This window comes from Fructilactobacillus sp. X8R2C1 (assembly GCF_059900955.1).
Window position 1 is genome coordinate 98,215 of record NZ_JBWXVI010000005.1, and the last position, 26,151, is coordinate 124,365.

Consider the following 26,151-nt stretch of genomic DNA (forward strand, 5'->3'; position numbering starts at 1 on the left):
ATTATGCACAAGTTTTTTTCAAGTCGAAAGCTAGTAATCATTGTCGTTTGCTTAATTATTGGCTTAGGTTTGATTAGTGGGTCAGTGGCAGTGCGAAAAAATCGTGCTACTCCTCCATTGATTCAACAAGTTGGAAATGATGTTGTTGGATTTGGCGATCGAATTGTTAGTATTCCTGCCAATGGCGTTGGCTCATTGTTTGGTGCCACTGATAATTTGTTAAATACTTATCAGGAAAATAATCATTTAAAGGGTCAGGTTGAACAATTAGCTCAAACTCAAGTTAAAAATCAAGCACTGGAAAATGAAAATGAAAAATTAAGACAACAGTTAAATATCAAGGGGACTCCCACGGACTACAAGGCGATTAATGCTAGCGTAATTACTCGGACGCCATCCTCATGGCAAAATCAACTGATCATTAATAAGGGATCGGCTGCAGGAGTTCAAAAGAACATGTCTGTAATTGTTAATTCTGGATTAGTTGGTCGGGTTGCTGAAGTTAATAAGACCAACAGTAAAGTCGAACTAATCACCGACAAAAGTGATACTGCTAGTCGTTTTGCGGTTCAGGTTCAAGGAGAAAAGAAAGTCGTTAATGGATTAATTGACGGTTATAATCGTGATACTAATGAGTTGGTAATGGGAAGTGTTACTAATCAAGACAAGATCAAGACTGGGACGAAAGTTATGACTAATGGTCTTGGTGGCGTGACTCCTAAGGGACTTTATGTCGGAAAAGTTGTTGGAACTAAACAAAATAGTGATGGTATTTCTGAAAAAGTCAACATTAAACCAGCTGCAAACATGGATGATATTGAGGCGGTGACCGTAATTGGCAAGAAGGATTAGAAGAGGAAGTCCAATGAGACGTCCTTCCCGGTTAAAGTTCTTATATCCAATTGGGTTGGTCATTTCATTTCTACTGGAAGGAACGATTTCTAAACTTTTTTCACCAGTACTTTTTGGCAAATTTTCAATGGTACCTTACTTAACCTTATTGTGGTTGGTAATGGCCACTCTTTTTGCGCGCCATGAGAAATTACACATGGGCTGGTGGGCCTTAGGAATTGGAATCGTTTATGATATTTATTACGTTGGAATTATTGGAATCTTTACGTTTGCATTTCCGCTGGTGGTTTATATTAATCGAATGGTTTTAAAATTTGTGCGTGAAAACATGGTCACTTCATCTTTACTTTATGTTGGGGATGTTTTGGTGGTATTTATTTTGAGCTACTTAGGTGACCGAATTGCACATATTGCCTCTCTTAGTGGTGTACAGTTATTGATTTATACTTTAGGGCCAACGTTAGTGTTGAACCTGATCTTATTTGTAATTCTGTATCTCCCAATCAGGGGACTTTTCAATTATTTTAGTTAAACTAGGAGCATTGACTGTATGGAAAATGTAGTTTTAAAGGGTACTCAAAATGGTTATGAAATTAATATTTCTGATACCAGTAGTTTTGATAGTGACATTAATGAATTCAAGAACTTGATGGAACAACTTAGTAGTGGAAAAGAATTAGGGAATGCTAAACAATTTTCTTTTGATGTTTTTACCGGGAATCGGATTCTCACTGGAGTGCAAAAGCAAACGTTAAGAGAGATTGTTTCTAAATATCCAAGGATGAGTATCAGGCGATTTATGGCTGATGTAGTTACTACATCAGAAGCATACCGAATCCGGGACTTAAATAAGGTTTCCGTCATTGGGAGAACCATCAGAAATGGTGAAGAGATTACAGCCAAGGGCGACGTCCTTTTTTTTGGTGCCATTCATGAGGGAGGTAAATTACTTGCGGGCGGTAACGTTTATAATTTAGGATATGTGAGAGGAATTGTGCACGCTGGATTTCCGAACGATGAAGAGGCCATTGTAATTGGCAACTTAAACGATGCCCAGCAGGTTCGGATCGGAGAACAGTTTGATATCGTCAGCGATAATAAGAATAGAATTTCTGAAAACAGCCGTACTGTTATTTACATTAATGACTTACATACTATCGAGTATGGCAATTTAGATCAGATTAAAGACATTAGTCCGAAGTTTTATAATCGAATAGGAGGAACCGAATAATGGGAAAAGCAATCGTTATTACCTCTGGAAAGGGTGGAGTTGGTAAGACAACTACCTCAGCTAACATCGGGACTGCTTTAGCCTTAATGGGGAAGCGCGTCTGTTTGATGGATTTGGATATCGGCCTTAGAAACCTTGACGTCGTTCTTGGACTAGATAATCGAATTATGTATGACATCGTTGACGTTGCCAATGGACGGGTTCCACTGCAAAAAGCATTGGTAAAGGATAAACGCTTTGACGATAATTTATACTTATTACCAGCCGCTCAAAATACAGATAAATCGGCCTTAAAAGAGGACCAAGTTAAAGATATTGTTGATGAATTAAAGCCACAGTTTGATTTCGTGTTGATTGATTGTCCAGCAGGAATTGAACAAGGGTTTCTCAATTCCGTTGCCGGAGCAGATAGTGCCATTGTGGTTACCACACCGGAAATTTCTGCGGTTCGAGATGCAGATCGAATTGTAGGGCTATTAGGAAAGCATCCTTTAAAAGAAGCTCCAAGGTTGGTTATTAATCGAGTTCGACCAAGTATGATGGACAATGGCGATGTGATGGATGTTGACGAAATTACTCATCACCTGGGAATTAGTTTACTTGGAGTTGTAGTTGATGATGATAAGGTGATTACTACTTCAAATCATGGCGAACCAGTAGTTTTAGACACTGATGATCCTGCATCAACGGCTTATCGTAACATCGCACGACGCTTGCTTGGAGAAACCGTTCCATTGATGAAAATTAAGCCACAGAAAAAAGGGTTTTGGTCTAAATTCAAACACGTATTTACAAAGAATTAGTTATACTAATTGATAAAGTTCTCTTAGAATTCTTTCTATGGGAACTTTTTATTTTGGAGGAATTAGTTTGAAAAAAACAATCACAAATGGGGTTCATTTAAATGTTCATGAGAGTAATAAATTCAAAACAACAGCGATCACAATTGACTTTGTTGCCCCGTTAAACTATGCAGATTATTCTGCTAGAACCATGGTTTCTGAAATGATGGAAAATTATAGTCACAAGTACGATTCAAAATTAAAGTTGGCTAGAAGACTTTCCGAACTATTTGGTGCCAGTTTTGGCACGAATGTGTTTAAAGTTGGCAATCGCAGTGTGTTGAGAGTGGTTATGAGCTTTGTTAATGACGAATTTACGTTGGATAATTCTGATGTTTTTGACGATGCGTTGACTTTTCTTTCAGAAGTTATTTTTCATCCCAACCTTGATGGTGAACATTACGTCAATGAACAATTTGAAATTCAACGAAAAAATTTAATTCAGTATCTAGATTCTCTTAATGATGACCATCGTTATTATGCAGCGAAGAGAGCTCGAGAGCTTTACTTTTCCGACCAACCCAATTATGCCAATTCAATCATTGGAAATCAGGAGCAAATTAAAAACTTAGAAAATGAGGCTGTTGTAAAAGAGTGGGAAAGCCTTCTTAAAAACGATGAGATTTATATTTCGATTTTAGGCGATCTCTCGGAGAAACAAACTCAGATGATTGAGACGCATCTGCCGTTTTTATCCAGAAGGGAATTTAATGAGTCAATGAATCGCAATTTTAGCTCCTTACCGATCAGGACTCAGGTTGAAAAAATTAATGGAGAACAATCCAAGTTTGATTTAGCTTTTGATTTTCCTATTTTCGTAAATGATGATGACTATTACGCAGCAATTGTTTTTAATGCTTTGCTTGGGGGAGCCCAACAATCATTAATGTTTCACAATATTCGTGAAAAACATAGCTTAGCATATTACATTTCGAGTAATTATAATTCTACTTTGGGGTATGTGTTAATTGAAAGTGGCATTAACGCGGGGGACGTGGATCAAGTTAGCCAGTTAATTGATGAGCAAGTTAGTTTAATTCAGAAACAAGAGTATTCGGATCAGCGATTTTTAGACATTAAATCAGCATTGATTGATGGATATTATTCTAAATTTGATAGCCAACGCCAAACACTTAATGGTGATTTTATTAATGAACTATATGGGATCGATTTGAGCTCCAGTCAATGGATTAATAGAGCTAGAGGGGTTACCAGTGACGATGTAAGTCAAGTAGCTTCGAAGTTTAAATTGCGGGCTAAATTTTTATTGGAAGGAATTAATAATGGTTGAAATTAAGTATGACAAGCTAAATGAAACGGTTTACCGCTATCAATTAGATAACGGAATGAAAGTATTTATTGACTCTAAGCCAGGCTTTCATTCGACCTACGGCATTTTAAACGTTCATTTTGGTGCAATTAATAATTTGATTTTGGAAAATAAACGATCCCGAAAGATGCCGCTCGGAATTGCTCATTTTTTGGAACATAAAATGTTTGATAAACAAAATTATGATTCAAGTGATCAGTTTGGCAAATTTGGATCGGATTCAAATGCGTTTACGAGTTTTGATCAAACCAGTTATCTTTTCAATACAACTAATCATGTTGGTGATAATTTAGATGTTTTAGTTGATTTGGTTCAGCATCCGTATTTTGACGAAAAAAAAGTTCAAAAAGAGCAGGGCATCATTGGACAGGAAATTATGATGTATCAAGATGATCCCGGTTCTAGAATTTATTTTGATACGATCGGAAATATGTATCATAACTCTCCACTTGATCATGATATTGCGGGCACAATTGATTCAATTGCCAAAATTACGACAGAAGACTTGTATGCAATGTATAACCAGTATTATGTTCCAAACAATATGGATTTAATGCTCGTTGGAAATGTCAACGAGAGTGATGCGATTGAAAGGATTGAAAGACTTGAAAGAACCATTCCCTCAATTAGTCAATCTGAGATTTTAACCTTGAAGCGGCAAACGAACGATGCCATTAAGAAAAGCTCGATTATATCAGATGAGCATACTACTATGAATTTGACAAGAGGGAAAGTTGCGGTTGGATTTAGAGGACCTGACGAGATTAGTAGTGGGGTCCAATTCACTAAAAACGAATTATCACTGGGATTGTTTTTGTCGATGATTTTTTCTGAAGATGCTGAGCCATATCAAAAACTCTATTCCAAGGAGATCATAAATGATTCGTTTGGTTATGATTTTGATCTAGAAGATGGTTATCAATTTGTGATCTTTGTAGAGGATTCAAATCGTCCAGAAGAGTTTCGAAAAGCCGTTGAACGTGAAATTAAGAATGGATTAAATGACGACGCAAAATTGTCTAAGATTTTTAACCTAATTAAACGAGAAGAAATTGGACAGTATATTTCACTTATGAATTCCAACTCGGCTATTGCGAATCAAATGGGAGATCCACTAAATGGATATACCAATCTTTTTGATGAAATTCAAATCTTAAACCAACTTTCCGTTCATGAGGTAATTGATTTTGCTAGTAAATTCTTTGACTTTAATAAAACAACTTTGAAGGTTATTTCCTAATGTATATCTTTTTTTAAGGTAACGCGTTGTGATATACTGACAATGAAATCTAAAACGATGGGGTTTTACATATGGATAAAGAAGAAAAAAATCAAAAAAGTGTAAACATTGGTCAATTATTGCGTAAGGCTAGAGTTGACTCAGGAATTTCAATTGATGACGTTCAAAAGAAAACTAAAATTCAAAAACGTTATTTAGAAGCAATTGAACAAGATGACTTTAAGGCACTGCCCGGTGATTTTTACGTTCGTGCTTTTGTTAAACAGTTTGCAGATGCAGTTGGTTTAAACGGAAGCGAGTTTATTCAAAAATATGACTCCGAGCTTCCTGGTGGAGAAAAGTTTGGCTCTTCTGAGGACGATAACGGTGAGGGTCAAAATAACATTAAGGAAAATCCTCAACCAGTTCAGTCTGAGATGCCCAAACAACGTTCTGTTAGACATCACTCAACGAGTCCAGAATCAGGCCCTTCAGGATCTGGTGTGAAGAAACTAATTCCGATTGTTGGAATTGTGGTCATTGTGATTATTATCATTGGCGTCATCTGGGTTGGAGCCGGAAAGTTAGCTCATCACAATTCAGATACTACTTCAAGTACAACGTCTGTTTCCGTATCTTCGGATAGTTCAAGTTCGATGGCCAGCTCGCGTTCGAAGAAGGCCGCTCAGGATAAGGCCAAAGAGGCCAAAACAAAGAATCAGAATAACCAAGGAACCCAGATTGCTAAGGGTGCTAATGAGAACGAGTACAATGTTAAAACCAATGAAAAAGAAACAAAGGTCACTTTAAAGGGAAATGCTAAGTCTTGGTCAGCTGTTTCGGTTAATGGATCACAGGTTTGGCAGGGAACTTTAAATCCCAACCAGACTCATGATGTCACCATTCCTGCTAACACGAAAGAATTTAACGTTAACCTCGGCAATGCCCCCGCTACTGACATCACGATTAACGGTCAAAAAGCTAATTTAGAGAAGCCCGCTAACAATGGGAATGCTCAAGTTAGAAATGTCACTTTTAAAATTACAAATAAACTTTAACCCAAACCTAAATAACGATCTGTTAAAGATAGCAGGTCGTTATTTTAGCGTTTAACCTCAGGAGGATAAACTTTTGAACTTACCAAATAAATTAACTTTATTTAGAATAATTTTAATACCAATATTTTTAATTTTACTGGTTGTGCCAATGGATCTTGGCAGCGTGATGATCGTGGGAACCATGATTCCAGTTACACAGGTTTTAGCTACAGTGGTATTCATTGTGGCAGCGTTAACGGACTTTTTGGATGGTCAAATTGCGAGAAGACAACACCTAGTGACTAATTTTGGGAAATTCGCTGACCCGTTAGCGGATAAGATGTTGGTAATGTGTGCCTTCATTGTCTTAGTTGGTCTTGGCAGTGTTGCTAGTTGGATTGCGGCTATCATTGTTTGTCGTGAATTAGCCGTGACTGGTTTACGTTTAATTGTTGTTGAAAATGATGGTGAAGTTGTTGCGGCTGCGTGGCCAGGCAAGATTAAAACCTTTTTCCAGATGATTGCGATTATTATTCTGTTATTAAATAATGTATTATTTAATAACATTAATCTTCCGATGGGCCAAATCTGTTTATACATCTGCTTATTCTTTACCATTTACTCTGGTATTGAGTACTTTTACAAGAACCGAAAAGTTTTTTCTGATTCATTTTAATTAATACAGTTAGGAGTGGTTTGATGAATGCTGAAATAATATCAGTTGGGACGGAAATTCTCCTTGGTGAAATTACTGACACCAGTGCGCCCTTTATTGCGCGTCATCTGGCAAATTTAGGAATTGATGTTTACTTTCAAGACACCGTTGGAGATAATTACAAACGGTTAGAAGCTGTTATAAAGCTTGCTGAAAGTCGAAGTAACTTAGTGGTTTTGACAGGCGGGTTAGGTCCTACCGAAGATGACATTACTAAGATTGTGCTAGCTAAGCATTTGGGTCTTGGGTTAGATACTAATCAAAAAGCACTGGAAAAAATTAATCATTTTCATAAAAATTATCCAATGGAAAAGCCTCAAAATGCTGATATTCAAGCTGAATATATCCATGGTTCGACTGTATTACCAAATGATAATGGTTTTGCTGTTGGTATGTTTTTAAGAACTAAAAACTGTGATTACTTGGTTTTACCGGGACCACCAGTTGAGATGCAACACATGTTTACTAAATATGCACTTCCAATTTTAACTAAATTAGCTAGTGGTAATCCCGTTATTGCTTCCAAAGTAATGCGTTTCTTTGGAATTGGTGAAACAGAACTTGAGGACCAATTAAAGCCCTTGATTTCTCATCAAACGAATCCAACTTTAGCAACGTACGCCAAGCGAAATGAAGTTACCCTAAGAATTACTGCGAGTGGAAAGAAAAAATCAGATGTCGATCATTTAATTGATGAAATGATCTTTAAAGTAAACTCAATTGTAGGGAAATATTTCTATGGTTTTGGTGATGATAACTCATTGGCTAAAGTAGCTGTTAATATCCTTAAAAAGAAAGCATTGTCGATCACTGCGGCAGAATCACTTACTGCTGGGATGTTTCAGAGTCGGCTTGGTGATGTCTCAGGTGTCTCTGAGGTTTTCCCAGGTGGATTTGTGACTTATTCGGTTAAAGTGAAAGAGGATGTCTTGCACATTCCAAGCGAAGTGATTGATAAGCATGGAGTGGTTTCATCTGAGACGGCTGTTTGGATGGCTAAAAATTCGAAAGCAATTCTCAATACTGACGTTTCGGTTTCTTTTACTGGAGTTGCTGGACCTGATGAATTGGAAGGACATCCTGCTGGGAATTTCTGGGTAGGAATTTCATTACCTGATGGTGAGGTTAAGACCCGTGAATTTAATTTTGGCAAGGATCGAAATGAAATTCGTGATTACGCTACAAAATGCGGTCTTAAAATGATTTATGATAATTTAAAGTGAAAATAGGAGGATATTGGTTCTCCTATTTTGTACATACTAGTTGACACTAATTTTTCTAAACTTTAGAATTAAGAAGTGAATAACGTTTATGCTAGTTATTTAAATAAATTTTTTATTAGTGATACGGAGGCATATGTAAATGATAGTTACAGTTGTTTCCGCTGTTATCGCTGTCGTTGTTGGTTTTTTGATTGGTCAGTTCACCTATAAGCAGGTATCTGAGAAGAAGTTAGATGCTGCTCATGAAAGCGCAAAAGATATCCTTTCTGATGCTGAAAAGCAAGCTGAGAACTCGCTTAAAGAAGCTAGTTTAGAGGCAAAAGAGAAGGGGAATGCTTATCGACTTCAAGTAGAAAAAGAGTTGAAAAAGCGTCGTCTTGAAGTTCAAAAACAAGAAGATCGTTTGTTGAAACGTGAAGAAACGCTTGATCGAAAGGATAGTGCGTTTGAGAAACGTGATAATTCTTTGGAACGGCAAGAAGAAAAACTTGAAAAAGAAAAGCAAGAACTGACAAAGAAACAACAAAAAGCAGATTCACTTATTGAAAAACGGCAACAGGAAGTTGCCAGAGTTTCTAATTTAACTAAAGAGGAAGCTCGTACGATGGTAATTGATGAGACTAAGCAAGAATTGGCTGATACCCGTGCTCAAATGATTAAAGAGAGTTACGATGCTGCTAAAGAAGCTTCTGCTAAGGATGCTAAAAACTTGATTGTTGAAGCACTTCAACAGAGTTCTGCTGATATTGTCTCAGAGACTACTGTGTCTGTAGTAACTTTACCCAATGATGATATGAAAGGTAGAATCATTGGACGTGAGGGTCGAAACATTAGAACCTTTGAATCATTGACTGGGATTGATCTAATTATTGATGACACTCCCAATGCGGTGGTTTTAAGTGGTTTTAATCCGGTTCGACGTGAAGTCGCCAAAATGGCACTTGAAAAGTTGATTAAAGACGGAAGGATTCATCCAGCACGTATTGAAGAAATGGTTGAGAAGAGTAAAAAAGAACTCGATGCTCAAATTCAAGAGACTGGGGAAAACGTTGTCTTTGATTTAGGGATTCATTCAATGAACCCTGATTTGATTAAATTAATTGGTCAATTGAAATATAAAATTTCATATGGACAAAATGTTTTATCACGCTCCATTCAAGTAGCAAAATTGGCGGGAGTGTTTGCTGCTGAGTTAGGTGAAGATGTTACATTAGCGAAAAGAGCGGGATTGTTGCGTGAGATTGGTCTGTCGTCAAATAGTGGAACTGATGTTTCATATGTTGATGCTGGGATTGATATTGCAAAGAAATATGGTGAGAGCCCAGAAGTAATTGATACAATTCAATTAGGTGGTCAAAAAAGTGAGCCACATTATATGATTTCAGAATTAGTTGATGTTGCCGATAAGATTTCAATGGCACGACCTGGTGCAAAGAGTGATTCACTTGAAAGCTTCGTTCATCGTTTAGATAAACTTGAAAAAATTAGTAATAGTTTTGACGAGGTTTCCAAGAGTTATGCAGTTCAGGCGGGTCGCGAAATTAGAGTGATTGCCAAACCCGAAAAGATTTCTGACACAGAAGCAATTGTACTTGCCAGAGATATTAAAGATAAGATTGAAAAGGAAATGAATCATCCTGGTCATGTCAAGGTAGATGTGATTCGGGAAGTCCGCTCAGTTGAATATGCCAAGTAAAAGATCAGAGATTATCCTGGTCTTTTTTATTTTGATTTATCAGTGTAAAATAAGGGTATTACAGTAGAAGATGGAGAGCGGATATGCGATTTTTATTTTTAGGTGACACGGTTGGCAATATTGGGGTGGCAACGGTAGAAAAATATCTACCCTTGCTAAAACATGACTTAAAACCACAGGTAACCATTGTGAATGGCGAAAATGCAACAAAGGTGGGACGTGGGATTAATCATGATCTTTATTTAAAAATTATGCATGCCGGAGCAGACGTGATTACTTTGGGGAATCATGCCTGGAATAATCCAGAAATTTTTGATTTTATTAATCAAACCCAAAATTTAATTCGTCCCCTTAACTATCCTGGAAAAGATGTCCCAGGAAAGGGCTACATAGAAATGAACGTTAATGGTAGTAAGGTAGCTGTGATTAATCTTCAAGGTCGCGTGTTTATGGATGAAATTGATGATCCATTTAGTAAAGTGGATGCGCTTCTTGATAAGCTACATACCAATGGGTTTAATATCGTCTTTGTGGATTTTCATGCCGAAACTACTAGTGAAAAGAAGGCCATGGCGCTTCATTTGGATGGGAAAATCTCCGCATTAGTGGGTACCCATACCCACGTGCAGACTAGTGATGGGCAAATCTTACCAAGTGGGACGGCCTTTTTAACTGATGCAGGGATGACTGGACCAGATGATGGAGTGATTGGGATGAAGTTTGAACCCGTTATTAATAAGTTTATGACGGCACGTCCTAATCGGTTTGAGGTTCAAGAGACTGGCGCAGCAGTGTTGTCAGGTTGCTACATTGATGTCGATAACAAGTCTGGCAAAGCTAAAAAAATTAAGAATATTTTAATCAACAAGGATCACCCATATCAAGAATTTTAAAGAGGAGCGATGTTAATGGCAAAATCAAAACAAACTACGCCAATGATGCAACAATATCAAAAAGTTAAGGATCAATATCCTGATGCTTTTTTGTTTTATCGAATTGGCGATTTTTATGAATTGTTTAACGAGGATGCTATTAAAGGTGCGCAATTGTTGGAGTTAACTTTAACCAAACGAAGTAGGAAGTCAGATAATCCCATTCCGATGTGTGGCGTTCCTCATCAATCCGTTCAAAATTACATTGATACCTTAGTAGATAAGGGATACAAGGTAGCAATTTGTGAACAGATGGAAGACCCTCGGACTGCTAAGGGAATGGTAGATCGGGATGTTATTCAGCTAATTACGCCTGGAACTCAAACTGATGCCAATGCCGAAAATGCTAAGGTCAACAACTACTTAACCGCGGTTACTTATAATAAAGATGAGCATTCTTTTGGATTTTCTTACATTGATCTTTCTACAGGTGAGTTAAAGGTTAGCTTGTTAGCAAGCGATGAAGCTGTCTTAAACGAAGTGATTAATCTTAATTCAAAAGAGATTGTAGTTAACGACTCGATCGATGATAATTTGATTCATCAACTAAAGGGAATCGGTGTTCTTATTTCAAAAGAGAATCAAACTTCTGAGGTGGGGTCAAATGTCATTACTAATATTGATGATCCAACGCTAATTGACTCCCTTAAAATGTTATTAACTTATATTTCGGACACACAAAAGCGTAGTTTATCTCATATTCAACCAGCAGTTAGATATGAGCCAAGTTCTTTTTTGAAAATTGATCATAATTCGCAATATAATCTGGAACTAACTAAAAACATTAGGACCGGCAAAAAGAGTGGCACGTTGCTATGGATCGTTGACGATACTAAAACGGCAATGGGTGGTAGAAAACTTAAGCAATGGTTAGAGCGGCCGCTAATTAATCGGAAAGAGATTGAGCAACGCCAGAATCTAGTTGGGACGCTCTTAGATAATTATTATGAGCGGAGTGAGCTTTCCGACAATTTGATTAAAGTTTATGATTTAGAGCGACTTTCTGGACGAATTTCATTTGGCGGAGTAAACGGTAGAGACTTGATTCAGCTGGAGACTTCACTTGAACAAATCCCCAAAATTAAGCATGTTTTAAATGACCTAGATACTCCAGAGTTTGATGAAATTTATCAAAAACTCGATGATGTTAATGATGTGTATGAATTAATAAAAGACGCCATCGTTTCAGAACCCCCAATTTCTGTCACGGATGGTGGAGTCATTAGAAATGGTTATAATAAACAACTTGATCGGTATCGGGATGCCATGAAAAATGGTAAAAAATGGTTAGCTGATATGGAAGCTAAAGAGCGTCAGGAAACTGGGATCCATAACCTCAAGATTGGTTATAATCGAGTATTTGGCTACTATATTGAGGTATCGAAAGGTAATCTTGGTAAACTTGATGATAGTAGGTATGAACGTCTTCAGACACTTACCAATGCGGAACGTTTTTCAACACCGGAACTAAAGGAAAAAGAATCGATTATTTTAGAAGCAGAAGAGAAATCTAAAAGTTTAGAATATGAAATTTTTACACAGGTCAGAGATAAGATTAAAAAGCAGATTCCGCGAATTCAGAAGTTAGCGAGTGGAATTTCACGCTTAGACGTTTTGCAGAGCTTTGCGACTATTTCTGAGAAGTATCAATTTGTAAAGCCCAAGTTTAATAATGGTCATGATTTGAACATTAAAGCAGGACGTCATCCCGTTGTGGAGCATGTGATGGGGGCTCAAAGTTATGTTCCAAATGATGTGATAATGAATCCAGATATTTCTGAATTATTAATTACTGGTCCGAACATGTCCGGTAAAAGCACATACATGAGACAACTAGCTCTAATTGTAATCCTGGCACAAATGGGGTGTTTTGTTCCAGCTGATGCAGCCGAGATGCCCATATTCGATCAAATTTTCACTCGAATTGGTGCTGCCGATGACCTTATTTCGGGTAAAAGTACGTTTATGGTGGAGATGAGGGAAGCCAATGAAGCCTTGAAACATGCTTCCGCTAATTCACTGATTTTGTTTGACGAAATTGGACGAGGAACTTCCACATATGATGGCATGGCACTTGCACAATCTATCATTGAGTATATTCATGATAATATTGGTGCTAAAACACTATTTTCAACTCATTACCACGAATTAACCGAATTAGATCAAGAGTTAAAGCATTTAAAGAACGTTCACGTTGGGGCAGTTGAAGAAGATGGCAACCTGGTTTTTCTTCATAAAATTATGGATGGACCAGCCGATCGTTCCTATGGAATTAATGTTGCTAAGTTAGCTGGCCTTCCTGATCAGTTGTTGAAGCGCGCTAGCACGGTTCTTTTAAAGTTAGAAGATGATGAGCAACAAAAAAGTAATGATAATCATGCTACTCAAGCTCAAAGTCCCGTTCATAAGGACAACCCAGCATCTACCACGCCATCTAGTTCAATTGATTTAAATGATTCGGAACAAATGGCGTTGTTTAAAGTGGATGATCCCAAAAGTGATAAGTCATTAGATAAAAATAAAAGTAAGATTATTGAGGACATTGAGAATACTGATCTTATGAGTAAGACTCCAATTCAGATTATGAATTTGGTGTATAAATGGAAAACTAAGTTAGAAAATTAAGGTGGTGATATTGTGTCCGACATTCATCAATTACCGACAATTCTTTCCGATCAAATTTCGGCTGGAGAAGTTGTTGAGAGGCCAGTATCGGTAGTTAAAGAACTAGTTGAAAATTCAATTGATGCCAGTAGTAGTAAAATTGACATTGAAGTGGTTGATTATGGCCTTAAAAAGATTAAGGTGATTGATAATGGATCTGGAATTGCTCCTGATCAAGTTGAGTTGGCGTTTCGACGTTTTGCTACGAGTAAAATTAATAATAAACGTGATTTGTTTCGAGTTAAATCATTAGGATTTCGTGGCGAAGCGTTGCCTAGTATTGCCTCTGTCTCTGATGTGGAAATGAGGACTTCGGATGGTAGAGAACAGGGGTCTGAAATTAAAATTCATGGTGGCAAGGTTGTAAAGATGGAGCCATCACAGGCACGAAGAGGGACATCGGTCGTCGTTTCTGATCTATTCTTTAATACCCCTAACCGGCTAAAATATTTAAAGGCACCATCTACGGAACTATCTAAGATATCTGATATTGTCAATCGATTGGCTCTTAGCCATCCTGAAATTGCTTTTTCTTTGACTCATAATGGTCGAGAACTCCTACGGACTTCGGGTCGAAACAACATGCAACAAGTTATTGCTGGAATCTATGGCAATCGAAGTATGAAGCAAATGATTCCGATTAGTGCTGAAAATCCGGACTTTAAATTAAGCGGCTACGTCAGCTTGCCAGAGTTAACTAGAGCAAGCCGTAAATATACATCTGTGATCGTTAATGGGCGATTTATTCGTGACTTTGGCATTGATCACGCGATTATTGACGGGTACGGATCAAAACTGATGGTTGGAAGATATCCGATTGTCGTTTTAAGTATCGAGATGGATCCAACTTTAGTTGATGTTAATGTACATCCTTCAAAAGAGGAAATCAGAATCTCCAAAAAGAAGGAATTAAGTTCATTCGTCTCACAAACAATTTATGATGCTTTAGCCAAACAAAATCTGATTCCGGATGCTATGAATAACCAGACTTTAAAAAATGGGGTTGCACGTCATAACTCTACGGAAATTTCACTTAACTTAAATCAACTCTATGAAGATCAAAATACACAAAAAAGTTCGATTCCACAGGTTAGTAAGTCAGACTCGATGAAGTCAGTGGCTAATCACAATGCTTATCCAGCTCATCATCAGCCGATTATGATTTATCGAAAAAATGATTTAGATTCGAATTCCGCTCGTAAATTTAAAGCAAAGTACGAAAATGAAGTGGTCGACTTACCGTTTGGTGACAATCAGCAAAGTCCAAATTCGTCTCATGATTTTCCACAATTACGGTATGTTGGTCAAGTTCATGGTACGTACCTAATTGCTGAAAGTTCAGATGGGATGTATGTTGTTGATCAGCACGCTGCTCAAGAACGGATTAATTATGAATACTATCGAAGACAAGTTGGCAATGTGAGTGAAGACGAGCAGAAATTATTGGTTCCAATTGTTCTTGATTACACTTCCAGTGATGCTTTAATTATTTCCAATCATTTGAATCTTTTAGAGCAGAATGGAATCCATTTAGAGTCATTTGGGAAAAATAGTTTTGTCATTAGGCAGCATCCGGTTTGGTTTAAAGCTGGTCAGGAAGAAGATACCATTAAAGAAATGATTGACTGGGTTTTGAGTAATCAACAGCTTTCGATTGCACAGTTTAGAGAAAAAGCTGCCATCATGATGAGTTGTAAACGAGCAATTAAAGCTAATCATCATCTGGATAAGCGCCAGGCTCAGGCCTTGTTAGATAAATTACCACAGTGTGAGAATCCTTTTAATTGTCCCCATGGCCGTCCTGTTTTAGTTCATTTTTCTAATTCAGATCTGGAGACCATGTTTAAGCGAATTCAGGACCCGCATCAAAGTAGAGATGTGAATTTTTAATCCAATAGGAAATGAGTTGATTGTATGTATGAATACTTGTATGGGATGATTACGGATGTGACCCCCAAGTACATTGTTTTAGACGTTGATGGAGTTGGTTACTTAGTTTATGTAGCTAATCCCTATCACTATAGTACTGACCAACAGGTGCGAGTTTATATCCACCAGTCGGTTTCAGACAATGGGATTGCATTATATGGATTTATTTCGTTAGCGGATAAACAACTTTTTGAACAATTACTGAATGTTTCCGGGATTGGATCAAAAAGTGCCTTGGCAATTATGGCTGGTAATGACAGTAATGGTTTAATTAGTGCCATTAATGCTGGAAACATTAAGTATTTAACTAAATTTCCCGGAATTGGGAAAAAGACTGCCCAACAAATTGTGTTGGACCTAAAGGATAAGATTACATCTAATGACGTATTTGTTGGTAGTATTTCGGTAAATGACGTTGAAGACACTGGAAATAAGCAGTTAGACGATGCATTGAGTGCATTACAAGCTCTTGGTTTTAAGCAACGTGAGGTTGATAAAGTTAAAACAAAACTACAGAAAATAGAAGCAGACTATACAACTGATCAATATATTAGTTCAGGTCTCAAACTATTGACTAAGTAGATTAGGAGGAAGTTAATGGCAGATGATCGAATAGTTTCTGGATCAAGTGATGATGAAACCGATGATTCTTTTGAAATGTCACTTCGGCCCCAAAGTTTTGATCAGTATATTGGTCAAGATGATTTAAAAAAGAAACTTAAGATTTACATTCAAGCCGCTAGGCAGCGAGAAGAATCGCTTGATCATGTCTTATTGTATGGACCACCTGGTCTTGGAAAGACCACACTAGCAAACGTGATTGCAAATGAGATGGGTGTTGATATGAAGACAACCACCGGTCCCGCCATTGAAAAAAAAGGTGATTTGGTGGCTCTTTTAAACGAATTAAAACCCGGTGATATTCTTTTTATTGATGAAATTCATCGTTTACCTAAAGAAGTTGAAGAGATGTTATATTCCGCGATGGAAGACTACTATGTTGACATTATCATTGGAAATGACGATTCAACCAAGCATCCCGTTCACTTTGAATTACCACCGTTTACGCTGATCGGAGCTACCACAAGGGCTGGGTTGCTTGATTCACCATTTAGAGATCGGTTTGGTATTGTTGAACGGATGAATTACTATAATGATCGTGATTTAGAAAAGATTGTGAAACGTTCAGCTAAAATCTTTCATAGTAAGATTAAAGAAGATGGTGCTCACGAAATTGCGCTGCGCTCCAGAGGAACTCCCAGAATTGCTAATCGATTGTTAAAACGAGTGCGAGATTTTGCACAGGTGGCCAATCATGATGAGATTGATGTTGATAACGTTGACACCGCACTTAATGCCTTAGGTGTTGATAAGAACGGATTAGATCGAACTGATCTCAATTTGCTTTCAACGATGATCGACTTTTACGACGGTGGTCCAGTTGGATTAAACACTTTGGCTGCTAATATCGGTGAAGAATCAGAAACAATTTCTGAGATGTATGAACCATATTTGTTACAGATTGGATATCTCAAGCGGACTGCTCGAGGACGGATGGTAACAAGAGCTGGCTATAAACATTTAGGCCGGAAATATCCTGAAGCTAATTAAATTAATTGGAAATTTTATCGACAATTTGGTAAGCTATTGTTAAATAAAGAATGAGGTGAAAACATGCAGAACATATCACAATATGCTGGAATTATTGTATTAATTCTTTTGTTCGTTTTAATGTATTTTATGATGATCAGACCACAAAAGAAGCAACAACAAAAGCATCAAAACACTTTGAAGAACTTGCGCAAGGGTGATCATGTGGTTACCATTGGCAGACTTCATGGAATTGTTGATCAAATTAATAATGAAAAGCGAACGGTTACTTTAGACTGTGATGGTCTTTATTTAGTATTTGACCTCAACGCGATTGCAAGTGCAAGTCGTCCAGGAGAAGATAGTGCTTCAGATGATTCAAAAAAGAGGGATACTTCCAAAAAGGACGAATCAGAAAAAGCATCTGATGTAAGTAATAATTCAAATGATGACAACGCTTAATAAGAGGGTCGGATGAGTCCGATCTTTTTTATTGGATGAACAAGAACGTACGTTTGGGACAGAAGGTGAACTTTTGGAAGAATCAATTCAAATCAATCATTCACGTCGGATTTTACATGTTGATATGGATGCTTTTTTTGCCTCAATTGAGCAACGTGAGCATCCTGAATTTGTTGATCAACCACTCATTATTTCTAAAGATCCAAGGACGACTGGTGGTCGTGGAGTAGTGACCACTGCTAATTACCCAGCGAGAAAGTTTGGAGTTCATTCAGCAATGCCTGCTAGTAAAGCACTTGAACTTTGTCCTAAGGGAATTTTTAAGGCACCCGAATTTGAATTGTATCGAAGCGTCTCGCATCAAATTCATGCGATTTTTCATGAATATACCGACCGAATTGAAACCGTTGCGCTTGATGAGGCTTATCTTGACATCTCAGATAACAAAAAGGGAATTGATAATCCAGTACTGATTGCTCATTTGATTCAAAGTGAAATATGGGAAAAGACTCATCTAACTTCTTCCACCGGGATTTCTTACAATAAGTTTTTAGCCAAGGAGGCTTCTGATTACCGGAAGCCTGCTGGGGTTTCTGTGATCGATGTGGAAGATAGTCACGAATTTTTGATGAAACTTCCCATTGAATGTTATCGGGGTGTTGGGAAAAAGACGCTTCAAAAAATGCAACGATTAAACATCCAAAATGGTTATGATTTATACCAACAATCAGAGATGGATCTTATCAAGAATTTTGGTAAGTTTGGTTATTTTTTGTATCGTCGAGTTCGCGGATCCGATGATCGACCGGTTGAGTACCAAAGAGAGCGCAAATCAATTGGAAAAGAAAGAACTTATGGTCCTGAGTTAAAAAGCCGACAAGAAGTGGAATCACAACTCCATAAGATTTCTGAGATGGTGGAGCAGTCATTAAATCAGCATGAGAAACATGGAAAAGTTTTAGTCTTAAAGGTCAGGTACAGTGACTTTACTACGTTAACCAAAAGAGTTTCGTGGAATGATTTTATGGAAAACGATGCCCGTCTTTTTTATGATTTGGCAATGGAGCTTTTTGATTTGCTTCCTGATGCCACTAATGGCGTTAGATTGTTGGGAATAACACTTACTAGTCTCTCAGACTTAGGGTTTCAAAACGTTAAGCTTCCCTTGTATTCAGATCCTCACTTTGAATTATAGTGTTTGTGGGTTATACTTAACTGTTAAATAATTAAGATTATTAGAGGCTATTTTAATGAATACAAAGCAGCAAATTAACGAAAAAATCAAGGAATATCCGACGATTATTATTCACAGACATCAGAGTCCTGATCCAGATGCGGTTGGTTCTCAAATTGGGTTGGCTAGCATTATTAAAGCATCTTATCCGAATAAAAAGGTTTTGACCGTTGGAAAACAGTATCCAGGCTTTGATTGGTTAGGAAAAGTTACGAAAGCAAGTGACGATGATTACAAGAATGCCTTAGTGATTGTGGTTGATACTGCTAACCAGCCGCGAGTTGATGATGATCGTTATACAAAGGGAAAATATTTAATTAAAATTGATCATCATCCAAATGACGATCAATTTGGGGATTTGATGTGGGTTGAACCAGAAGCATCAAGCACTTCCGAATTAATTTATGATTTATTTGCTGCTAATGATGATTTAAAGATGACAGATGATGCAGCTCGTTTATTGTATGCTGGAATCATCGGAGATACTGGTAGATTTAAGTATTCATCGACTTCATCGCATACGTTTGAAGTGGCAGGCAAATTAGACCAGTACGATTTTTCGATTACCGACGTGGCCCAAATTGAAGATGAAATTGATACTGCCCAAGCCCGTTTGGCTGCTTATGTATACAATAATTTGAAAATTGACGACAATGGGGCTGCATATGTAGTTTTGACTAATGAAGTAATTAAGGACCTCAACTTAGGTGATGATAGTACGTCATCAGTGGTTCCGTTGCCTGGTAATATTGGCACTGTGGTTTCTTGGGCGATTTTTGTCCAACAAAAAGAAGGAAATTATCGCATTCGATTGCGTTCTAAAGGACCATCCATTAACGAATTGGCTAAAGAACACAACGGTGGTGGTCATGCGCTTGCAAGTGGAGCTAAAGCTGCTGATGAGGATGAGATTACACAAGTTGTTAAGCAGCTAGGAGAAATTGTGAAACAGTACAAAAAGGAGAACAATTAATGGGAGCTTCATTTAAAGATTATCATTTTCAACCCTTCATTAGTGATGCCATTCAGGACCTGGGATTTCATAATCCTACTCCAATTCAAACTAAGGTAATTCCAACCATTAAACATGGAAAAAGTGTGATTGGTAAGTCTGCTACTGGTAGTGGAAAAACTCATGCCTTTCTTTTGCCCATTTTTGATGGTTTAGATCTTAATAAAGAAGATGTTCAGGTTGTCATTACAACCCCCAGTAGGGAATTAGCATATCAAATTTATGACAATGCAAAACAAATTGCTAAATTTTCTGATAAAACCATTCACATTGGAAATTATGTCGGAGGAACTGATAAGGAACGCCAAGTTTTAAAGCTTGAGCATGAACAACCACAAGTAGTGATTGGTACTCCGGGTCGAATCTGGGATCTTGTTAAAAATGGTGATCTTGAAATCCATCGTGCTCGTCAGCTAGTAATTGATGAAGCCGATATGACTCTAGACTTGGGTTTTTTAGATACAATTGACAAGATTGCTTCTAAAATGGCCGAGGATTTACAAATGATGGTATTTTCTGCTACTGTTCCACCGAAGTTAAGGCCATTTCTAAAAAAGTACATGAAGAATCCGGTCATGGATGATATTCCCACCAAAACGGTTATCAATCAGGATGTTTCTAACTGGTTGATTTCGACTAAAGGAAAAGATAAAAATGATTTAATTTATCAGCTGATCACAATGGGTGAGCCATATTTGGTTCTTATTTTTGCGAATACGCGTGAGCGGGTAGATGAGATCTATGATTATCTGAAGCAACGCGGGTTAAAAGTTGCTGAAATTCATGGAGGAATGCAACCACGAGTTAGAAAGCGGGTTATGAAGCAGATTCAAAACCTTGATTATCAATTTGTGGTGGCGTCTGATCTAGCGGCCCGTGGAATTGATATTTCAGGAGTTTCTCATGTTATTAATGATGATATTCCAACTGATCTAGAATATTTTATTCACCGAGTTGGAAGAACCGGTCGAAATGGGATGAAAGGGACTGCCATCACACTATATGCACCAGGTGAAGAACAAAAGATCTCTGAATTGGAGAAAATGGGGATTAAATTTACTCCTAAAGAAATTAAACATGGAGAAGTAGTTGATACTTATGATAGAAGACGGCGAGCTAAACGTCGTGAGCCCCAAAATAAATTGGATCCTACTATGATTGGCTTGATTAAGAAAAAGAAGAAAAACGTTAAACCTGGATACAAAAAGAAGATTCGCCGTGCTATTAAGCAAAAAAGTGATGAAGATCGTAAAATTGAGATCAGAAATCAAATTCGAGCCCGCAAGAAGCAAAAAAAGCGTAGTTCGCAGCGTTATCAGTAAGAGTCTAATTGACAGTAGTTTATTTTCTGGATATAATTTAAATTAGTTGGATATGTCAAATTAGTGAAGTACTACAGGAAGGTTTGAAAAATGAAAACAGACCGTACTTAGTTATTTTGATGCTACCAAACAGTAGATCGTTTCCCACGTTATAGGGACTAAAGAGGTAATGACAACATCGTTGCAAGTAAAGTGGTACCGCGTCCCGGCGTCTTTGCTAGCAAGGGTGTTTTTTATTTTTTATTATTATGGAGGATATCATGAAAAAGCTCAGCAGTAGTCAAGTTCGTCAAATGTTTCTTGATTTTTTCAAAGAGAAGGGTCATACCGTGGAACCGAGTGCCTCACTAGTCCCAAAGGATGATCCCACTTTACTTTGGATTAATTCTGGGGTTGCCACCATGAAAAAGTATTTTGATGGTTCAGAAGTTCCAAGTAATCCACGATTAACTAGTTCGCAGAAGAGTATTAGAACTAATGATATTGAGAACGTTGGTAAAACGGCAAGACACCAAACTCTGTTTGAGATGCTTGGTAATTTTTCGGTTGGTGATTATTTTAAAAAAGAAGTCATTCCGTGGGCATACGAGTTATTGACTAGTCCGAAGTGGTTTGGATGGGATCCAAATAATTTATACGTCACCGTTTATCCTGATGACAAAGAAACAAAGGAATTATGGGAAAAGGTTGGGATTGCGCCTGATCATATTGTTGAAGCAAAGGACAATTTTTGGGACATTGGTCAAGGTCCCTCAGGTCCTGATTCGGAAATTTTTTATGATCGGGGTGAAAAGTACGATAACTTGGCACCTGATGATCCCGAAAATTATCCTGGCGGTGAAAACGAACGATATTTGGAAGTTTGGAATATTGTGTTTTCTCAGTTTAATCACACGCCTGAAGGAACCTATGAGCCACTTCCAAGAAAAAACATTGATACTGGAATGGGACTTGAACGGGTTGTATCAATTTTCCAAGATGCACCAACGAACTTTGAAACCGATTTATTTATGCCAATTATCAAGAAGACTGAGGAATTAAGTGATGGTAAGAAGTATGATGGTAATCGGAAAGATGACATCCCCTTTAAGGTCATTGCCGATCACATTCGGGCAATTACCTTTGCCATTGGTGATGGGGCCCTTCCCTCAAATGAAGGACGAGGTTATGTCATTAGACGCCTGATTAGACGGGCAACTGTTAATGGACACGAATTAGGTATTAATGATGCCTTTTTGTATAAACTAGTTCCCGTTGTTGGTCAAATCATGCAATCTTATTACCCCGATGTTCTTGAACAGAGTGATTATATTAAAAAGATTGTTAAAAATGAGGAAGAGCGTTTTAACACCACGCTAAGCGATGGCTTGCAACTGCTTAATAACCTTATTTCTGAGACTAAGACCAATTCTAAAAAAGAAATTTCTGGTAAAGATGCCTTTAAACTCTACGATACTTATGGTTTTCCCCTTGAACTTACCGAGGAATATGCTGGTAATGAATGGGTTAAAGTGGATGAAACTGGTTTTGATGTTGAAATGCAAAAGCAACAAGACCGGGCTAGAAACGCTCGTGGGTCGAAGAAATCGATGAAAGTTCAACGAGATTTGTTACTTGATATTAAAACTCCTAGTGAATACGTGGGATACGATCGACTAACCGTTGATGCTGCTAAACTTAATGATATTATTTTTGATGAAAAGCTGACAAATCAGATCACGCCGGACCAAAAAGAAGCTGAATTAATTTTCGATAAAACACCATTCTATGCTGAAATGGGTGGTCAAGTAGCCGATAGTGGTAAGATTTATAACCAAAATGGTGACGAAGTGGCTGAAGTTGAGGATGTCCAAAAAGCTCCAAATGGTCAAAATCTTCATACTGTTAAAATTACCGGTGATATGAAGAAAGGTGAGAAGTACAAGTTAGTTGTTGACCGCAATTTCCATGATCGGGTTGAGAATAACCATACGGCAACTCATCTATTAGATCAGTCACTAAGAAATGTTCTTGGTGGTCATACGCAACAAGCTGGCTCACTAGTTCGTCCTGATTATCTTCGTTTTGACTTTACCCATTTTGGTCAAGTCACTGACGCTGAACTGCAAAAAGTTGAGAACATGGTTAATCAAAAGATTTTTGCTGCCATTCCCGTTCAAACCGTTGTGACCGACCAAAAAACTGGAAAAGAAATGGGCGCTATTGCACTTTTTGACGCAAAGTATGGCGATGAAGTTCGAGTAGTAAAGATTGATGATTTTTCAATTGAGTTTTGCGGTGGCGATCATGTTAAAAATACCAGTCAGTTGGGATTATTTAAGATTGTCTCTGAGACCGGAGTTGGATCTGGAGTCAGAAGAATTGAAGCTGTTACCTCTAAAGATGCTTTTAATCTTTTAAATGATGAGGAACGAATGTTAAAGGAAATTGGAAAGACAGTTAAGTCGCCAACAACCGAGGAAATTCCCGGCCGTGTTAAACAATTGCAAGGTCAAATTAAGGATTTGGAAAGTCGACAAGAATCACTTGAAACTAAGCTAGCTAACCAGGAAGCCGTAGACATTTTTGATGATGTTCAAGACGTTAACGGAGTCACTTTGATTGCAGGACACTTAAAAAATGCTAATATGAGTCAACTAAGAGAATTAGCTGATACCTGGAGAGATAAAAACGCTTCAGACGTTCTTGTTCTTGGGACTGGTACTGATGACAAAGCTAATTTATTAGTTGCAGTTAGTGAGGATCAAGTGAAGGCTGGAATTAAAGCTGGTGATTTAATTAAATCAATTTCTAAAAATATCAGCGGTGGTGGAGGGGGTCGTCCTAACATGGCCCAAGCTGGTGGTAAAAATCCAGCTGGTATTGATGATGCTTTAAAAGCTGCCAAGACCTGGATTAAGGAACATAAGTAATAGTTGTTATTTGAAAATTAGTCGTGTATTATCTTTTTTGTAGGGGAGGGATCTATGATGGAGCACAAACAAGAAAACATTTCATTATTTAAAGACAAGTCGAATCTAGATATTCATAAGACGCTGGCGACTGTTTACCAAGCCTTAATTGAAAAGGGTTATGATCCTTATGTTCAATTAGTTGGTTATTTAACATCTGGCGATCCAGCATATCTTCCAAAATTGAATAATGCGCGGACGCTAATGTGTCATTACGATCGAGAAGAAATAATTGATGTGCTTTTACATTCATATTTGAAGGGTAGAACACCATCAATGGATGGGACGTCAGATTAGTGAGGTTAATGGGATTAGATGTTGGATCGAGAACCGTTGGTGTAGCCATGAGCGATGCTTTAGGGTGGACATCTCAAGGAATCGAAATCGTTAAAATCAACGAAGATGAAAAAGAGTTTGGGTTAAAACGAATGAAGGAATTAATCCAGAAATATGATGTCAACGGCGTTGTCATTGGACTACCTAAGAATATGAATAATACTTCTGGTCCAAGAGTAGAAGCTTCGAAAAATTATGGGGATTTGATAAAGAAAAATTTTAATCTGCCAGTTGATTTTGAAGATGAACGACTCACCACTGTTGAAGCTGAACGAATGCTGATTGAACAAGCTGATGTTTCAAGAGCAAAACGAAAAAAAGTTATTGATAAGGTTGCGGCTGAATTGATTTTACAGAGTTACCTTGATCGTAAGGGTAAGTTATGTAATTTCTAATTAGAAAAGAGGAACTAATATGAGTAAAGAAAACGAGAACAACCAACAAGAACAAGTTACGCTTGTCGATGAAGATGGAAAAGAAAGTTTGTATAATATTTTATTTACCTTCTCATCTGATGATTACAATCGTTCCTATATTTTTATTTATCCAGCAACAGATGATGATAACGATGAAGTAGATATTGAGGCTTATGCATTGCCAAAGGATGATGATCCTGCTAATCCAAGTGGTGGAGAATTAGAACCAATTGAAGATGACAATGAGTGGGAAATGGTTCAAGAAATGCTTGATACATTCCTGCAATCAGGACAAGATCAAAAATAATTAAATAATTAAGTGATGCTGGAAATCCAGCATCCTTTTTTTAATTAATTTAAAGGATTTTCATGATAAAATGGAAGCATTGCGGGAGGTTTTACTTTGGCTGGTAAAAATAGATTTAAAACTAAAATTGGTGGGAAGGAATATACTTTTATTGGGGATGCTTCAGATGAACACATGGAGACAACTGCGCGCATCTTAAACAATCAGTTGGCACAGTTAAAAAACATCTCCAAGGGTGTAAGTGATGAAGATGCTGCCATTTTAATTGCGTTTAATGCAATTTCTGATCAATTAAAAAAACAATTAGAACTTGATAAGATTAACAATAAAGCGGAGGATGACGAAGACTAATGTTATTTACAATTATCATCATAATTATACTAATCTTTTCGATTGTCCATGGTTATCATCGTGGCCTGGTAAATGAGTTATTCAGCTTTATTAGTTATTTGATTGCTGCAATAATTGCGTTTGTTTATGTGATTCCGGTTGCTGATTTTTTAAGAACCGTCTCTAATATGATTTTAGCGACCCATGCTTACAGCAATACTGGCTTCTGGCGGGGACTATCATTTTTGGTAACTTTTGTAGTAGTGGCGGTTATTTTAAGATGGGTTTCACATCTATTGAATCGGATTGTTTCTCTGCCAGTGTTAAGACAACTGAATTCGCTATTGGGTGCGGTTGTTGGCGTAATCATTAGTTTGTTAGTGATAATGTTAATACTTGATGGATTATTATTGACTAACAATAATTGGGTAAATACTGAATATCAAAATTCAACCGTCTCACAGATGATCACGATGGATTCTCCACACTTATTTAATCAAATGATAAATCGGTAAAATGGG

At 37.4% G+C, this 26,151-nt stretch carries 25 protein-coding genes; all 25 read left to right on the top strand.

Annotated features, from left to right (window positions below; translation table 11 throughout):
- Positions 1 to 3: 3 nt before the first annotated feature.
- A complete protein-coding gene (gene mreC / locus AC6UD6_RS06265) occupies positions 4 to 852 on the top strand; it encodes a rod shape-determining protein MreC (RefSeq protein WP_500696076.1) in 849 nt (282 codons plus the stop codon).
- Positions 836 to 1,384, top strand: coding sequence for a rod shape-determining protein MreD (mreD, locus tag AC6UD6_RS06270; RefSeq protein WP_500696077.1), 549 nt, complete (start codon positions 836 to 838; stop codon positions 1,382 to 1,384). The genes mreC and mreD overlap by 17 nt, the downstream gene beginning before the upstream one ends.
- Positions 1,385 to 1,402: 18 nt before the next feature.
- Positions 1,403 to 2,083, top strand: coding sequence for a septum site-determining protein MinC (locus tag AC6UD6_RS06275; RefSeq protein WP_500696078.1), 681 nt, complete (start codon positions 1,403 to 1,405; stop codon positions 2,081 to 2,083).
- Complete coding sequence (minD, locus tag AC6UD6_RS06280; protein WP_500694377.1) at positions 2,083 to 2,886, top strand: septum site-determining protein MinD; 804 nt, start codon at positions 2,083 to 2,085, stop codon at positions 2,884 to 2,886. The genes AC6UD6_RS06275 and minD overlap by 1 nt, the downstream gene beginning before the upstream one ends.
- A 67-nt stretch (positions 2,887 to 2,953) precedes the next feature.
- Entirely contained in the window at positions 2,954 to 4,216 is a 1,263-nt protein-coding gene (yfmF, locus tag AC6UD6_RS06285) for an EF-P 5-aminopentanol modification-associated protein YfmF (RefSeq protein ID WP_500696079.1), read from the top strand.
- The gene (gene yfmH / locus AC6UD6_RS06290; protein WP_500696080.1) at positions 4,209 to 5,495 is read left to right on the top strand and encodes an EF-P 5-aminopentanol modification-associated protein YfmH; all 1,287 of its coding nucleotides are present in this window, start codon (positions 4,209 to 4,211) and stop codon (positions 5,493 to 5,495) included. The genes yfmF and yfmH overlap by 8 nt, the downstream gene beginning before the upstream one ends.
- A gap of 71 nt (positions 5,496 to 5,566) precedes the next feature.
- Positions 5,567 to 6,532 carry a helix-turn-helix domain-containing protein gene (locus AC6UD6_RS06295; RefSeq protein ID WP_500694380.1) on the top strand — a complete coding sequence of 322 codons (966 nt, stop codon included), beginning with the start codon at positions 5,567 to 5,569 and terminating at the stop codon, positions 6,530 to 6,532.
- 73 nt (positions 6,533 to 6,605) lie between these two features.
- The gene (gene pgsA, locus AC6UD6_RS06300; RefSeq protein WP_500696081.1) at positions 6,606 to 7,187 is read left to right on the top strand and encodes a CDP-diacylglycerol--glycerol-3-phosphate 3-phosphatidyltransferase; all 582 of its coding nucleotides are present in this window, start codon (positions 6,606 to 6,608) and stop codon (positions 7,185 to 7,187) included.
- 23 nt (positions 7,188 to 7,210) lie between these two features.
- Positions 7,211 to 8,449 (top strand): competence/damage-inducible protein A, encoded by a 1,239-nt coding sequence (locus AC6UD6_RS06305; RefSeq protein ID WP_500696082.1) that lies wholly within the window; start codon positions 7,211 to 7,213, stop codon positions 8,447 to 8,449.
- Between the two features lie 139 nt (positions 8,450 to 8,588).
- The gene (gene rny, locus AC6UD6_RS06310) at positions 8,589 to 10,145 is read left to right on the top strand and encodes a ribonuclease Y (protein ID WP_500696083.1); all 1,557 of its coding nucleotides are present in this window, start codon (positions 8,589 to 8,591) and stop codon (positions 10,143 to 10,145) included.
- Positions 10,146 to 10,228: 83 nt separating this feature from the next.
- The gene (locus tag AC6UD6_RS06315) at positions 10,229 to 11,038 is read left to right on the top strand and encodes a TIGR00282 family metallophosphoesterase (protein WP_500696084.1); all 810 of its coding nucleotides are present in this window, start codon (positions 10,229 to 10,231) and stop codon (positions 11,036 to 11,038) included.
- A 15-nt stretch (positions 11,039 to 11,053) separates the two neighbouring features.
- Positions 11,054 to 13,702, top strand: coding sequence for a DNA mismatch repair protein MutS (mutS, locus tag AC6UD6_RS06320; RefSeq protein WP_500696085.1), 2,649 nt, complete (start codon positions 11,054 to 11,056; stop codon positions 13,700 to 13,702).
- A gap of 12 nt (positions 13,703 to 13,714) precedes the next feature.
- Positions 13,715 to 15,631 (top strand): DNA mismatch repair endonuclease MutL, encoded by a 1,917-nt coding sequence (gene mutL, locus AC6UD6_RS06325; RefSeq protein ID WP_500696086.1) that lies wholly within the window; start codon positions 13,715 to 13,717, stop codon positions 15,629 to 15,631.
- Between the two features lie 24 nt (positions 15,632 to 15,655).
- Entirely contained in the window at positions 15,656 to 16,252 is a 597-nt protein-coding gene (ruvA, locus tag AC6UD6_RS06330) for a Holliday junction branch migration protein RuvA (protein WP_500696087.1), read from the top strand.
- 15 nt (positions 16,253 to 16,267) lie between these two features.
- Positions 16,268 to 17,281, top strand: a complete 1,014-nt coding sequence (gene ruvB / locus AC6UD6_RS06335; RefSeq protein WP_500696088.1) for a Holliday junction branch migration DNA helicase RuvB — start codon at positions 16,268 to 16,270, stop codon at positions 17,279 to 17,281.
- 63 nt (positions 17,282 to 17,344) lie between these two features.
- On the top strand, positions 17,345 to 17,722 hold the full coding sequence (gene yajC / locus AC6UD6_RS06340; RefSeq protein WP_500694389.1) for a preprotein translocase subunit YajC: 378 nt from the start codon (positions 17,345 to 17,347) through the stop codon (positions 17,720 to 17,722).
- A gap of 73 nt (positions 17,723 to 17,795) precedes the next feature.
- Entirely contained in the window at positions 17,796 to 18,917 is a 1,122-nt protein-coding gene (gene dinB, locus AC6UD6_RS06345; RefSeq protein ID WP_500696113.1) for a DNA polymerase IV, read from the top strand.
- Positions 18,918 to 18,972: 55 nt separating this feature from the next.
- The gene (locus AC6UD6_RS06350) at positions 18,973 to 19,929 is read left to right on the top strand and encodes a DHH family phosphoesterase (protein ID WP_500696089.1); all 957 of its coding nucleotides are present in this window, start codon (positions 18,973 to 18,975) and stop codon (positions 19,927 to 19,929) included.
- Positions 19,929 to 21,290 (top strand): DEAD/DEAH box helicase, encoded by a 1,362-nt coding sequence (locus AC6UD6_RS06355; protein WP_500694392.1) that lies wholly within the window; start codon positions 19,929 to 19,931, stop codon positions 21,288 to 21,290. Before AC6UD6_RS06350 ends, AC6UD6_RS06355 begins: the two co-directional genes overlap by 1 nt.
- Before the next feature lie 260 nt (positions 21,291 to 21,550).
- Positions 21,551 to 24,202, top strand: a complete 2,652-nt coding sequence (gene alaS, locus AC6UD6_RS06360; protein ID WP_500696090.1) for an alanine--tRNA ligase — start codon at positions 21,551 to 21,553, stop codon at positions 24,200 to 24,202.
- A gap of 57 nt (positions 24,203 to 24,259) precedes the next feature.
- On the top strand, positions 24,260 to 24,538 hold the full coding sequence (locus AC6UD6_RS06365; RefSeq protein ID WP_500694394.1) for an IreB family regulatory phosphoprotein: 279 nt from the start codon (positions 24,260 to 24,262) through the stop codon (positions 24,536 to 24,538).
- 8 nt (positions 24,539 to 24,546) lie between these two features.
- On the top strand, positions 24,547 to 24,972 hold the full coding sequence (gene ruvX / locus AC6UD6_RS06370) for a Holliday junction resolvase RuvX (protein ID WP_500696091.1): 426 nt from the start codon (positions 24,547 to 24,549) through the stop codon (positions 24,970 to 24,972).
- Between the two features lie 19 nt (positions 24,973 to 24,991).
- Positions 24,992 to 25,300, top strand: a complete 309-nt coding sequence (locus AC6UD6_RS06375; RefSeq protein WP_500694395.1) for a DUF1292 domain-containing protein — start codon at positions 24,992 to 24,994, stop codon at positions 25,298 to 25,300.
- A gap of 96 nt (positions 25,301 to 25,396) precedes the next feature.
- Complete coding sequence (locus AC6UD6_RS06380) at positions 25,397 to 25,651, top strand: cell division protein ZapA (RefSeq protein WP_500694396.1); 255 nt, start codon at positions 25,397 to 25,399, stop codon at positions 25,649 to 25,651.
- On the top strand, positions 25,651 to 26,145 hold the full coding sequence (locus tag AC6UD6_RS06385) for a CvpA family protein (protein WP_500696092.1): 495 nt from the start codon (positions 25,651 to 25,653) through the stop codon (positions 26,143 to 26,145). Before AC6UD6_RS06380 ends, AC6UD6_RS06385 begins: the two co-directional genes overlap by 1 nt.
- The last annotated feature ends 6 nt before the right edge of the window (positions 26,146 to 26,151 follow it).

Coding starts and splice junctions, on each gene's coding strand:
- mreC (WP_500696076.1), top strand. CDS start 4: ATGCACAAGTTTTTTTCAAGTCGAAAGCTAGTAATCATTGTCGTTTGC.
- AC6UD6_RS06275 (WP_500696078.1), top strand. CDS start 1,403: ATGGAAAATGTAGTTTTAAAGGGTACTCAAAATGGTTATGAAATTAAT.
- minD (WP_500694377.1), top strand. CDS start 2,083: ATGGGAAAAGCAATCGTTATTACCTCTGGAAAGGGTGGAGTTGGTAAG.
- yfmH (WP_500696080.1), top strand. CDS start 4,209: ATGGTTGAAATTAAGTATGACAAGCTAAATGAAACGGTTTACCGCTAT.
- AC6UD6_RS06295 (WP_500694380.1), top strand. CDS start 5,567: ATGGATAAAGAAGAAAAAAATCAAAAAAGTGTAAACATTGGTCAATTA.
- AC6UD6_RS06305 (WP_500696082.1), top strand. CDS start 7,211: ATGAATGCTGAAATAATATCAGTTGGGACGGAAATTCTCCTTGGTGAA.
- rny (WP_500696083.1), top strand. CDS start 8,589: ATGATAGTTACAGTTGTTTCCGCTGTTATCGCTGTCGTTGTTGGTTTT.
- AC6UD6_RS06315 (WP_500696084.1), top strand. CDS start 10,229: ATGCGATTTTTATTTTTAGGTGACACGGTTGGCAATATTGGGGTGGCA.
- mutS (WP_500696085.1), top strand. CDS start 11,054: ATGGCAAAATCAAAACAAACTACGCCAATGATGCAACAATATCAAAAA.
- ruvA (WP_500696087.1), top strand. CDS start 15,656: ATGTATGAATACTTGTATGGGATGATTACGGATGTGACCCCCAAGTAC.
- ruvB (WP_500696088.1), top strand. CDS start 16,268: ATGGCAGATGATCGAATAGTTTCTGGATCAAGTGATGATGAAACCGAT.
- yajC (WP_500694389.1), top strand. CDS start 17,345: ATGCAGAACATATCACAATATGCTGGAATTATTGTATTAATTCTTTTG.
- AC6UD6_RS06350 (WP_500696089.1), top strand. CDS start 18,973: ATGAATACAAAGCAGCAAATTAACGAAAAAATCAAGGAATATCCGACG.
- AC6UD6_RS06355 (WP_500694392.1), top strand. CDS start 19,929: ATGGGAGCTTCATTTAAAGATTATCATTTTCAACCCTTCATTAGTGAT.
- alaS (WP_500696090.1), top strand. CDS start 21,551: ATGAAAAAGCTCAGCAGTAGTCAAGTTCGTCAAATGTTTCTTGATTTT.
- AC6UD6_RS06365 (WP_500694394.1), top strand. CDS start 24,260: ATGGAGCACAAACAAGAAAACATTTCATTATTTAAAGACAAGTCGAAT.
- ruvX (WP_500696091.1), top strand. CDS start 24,547: ATGGGATTAGATGTTGGATCGAGAACCGTTGGTGTAGCCATGAGCGAT.
- AC6UD6_RS06375 (WP_500694395.1), top strand. CDS start 24,992: ATGAGTAAAGAAAACGAGAACAACCAACAAGAACAAGTTACGCTTGTC.
- AC6UD6_RS06385 (WP_500696092.1), top strand. CDS start 25,651: ATGTTATTTACAATTATCATCATAATTATACTAATCTTTTCGATTGTC.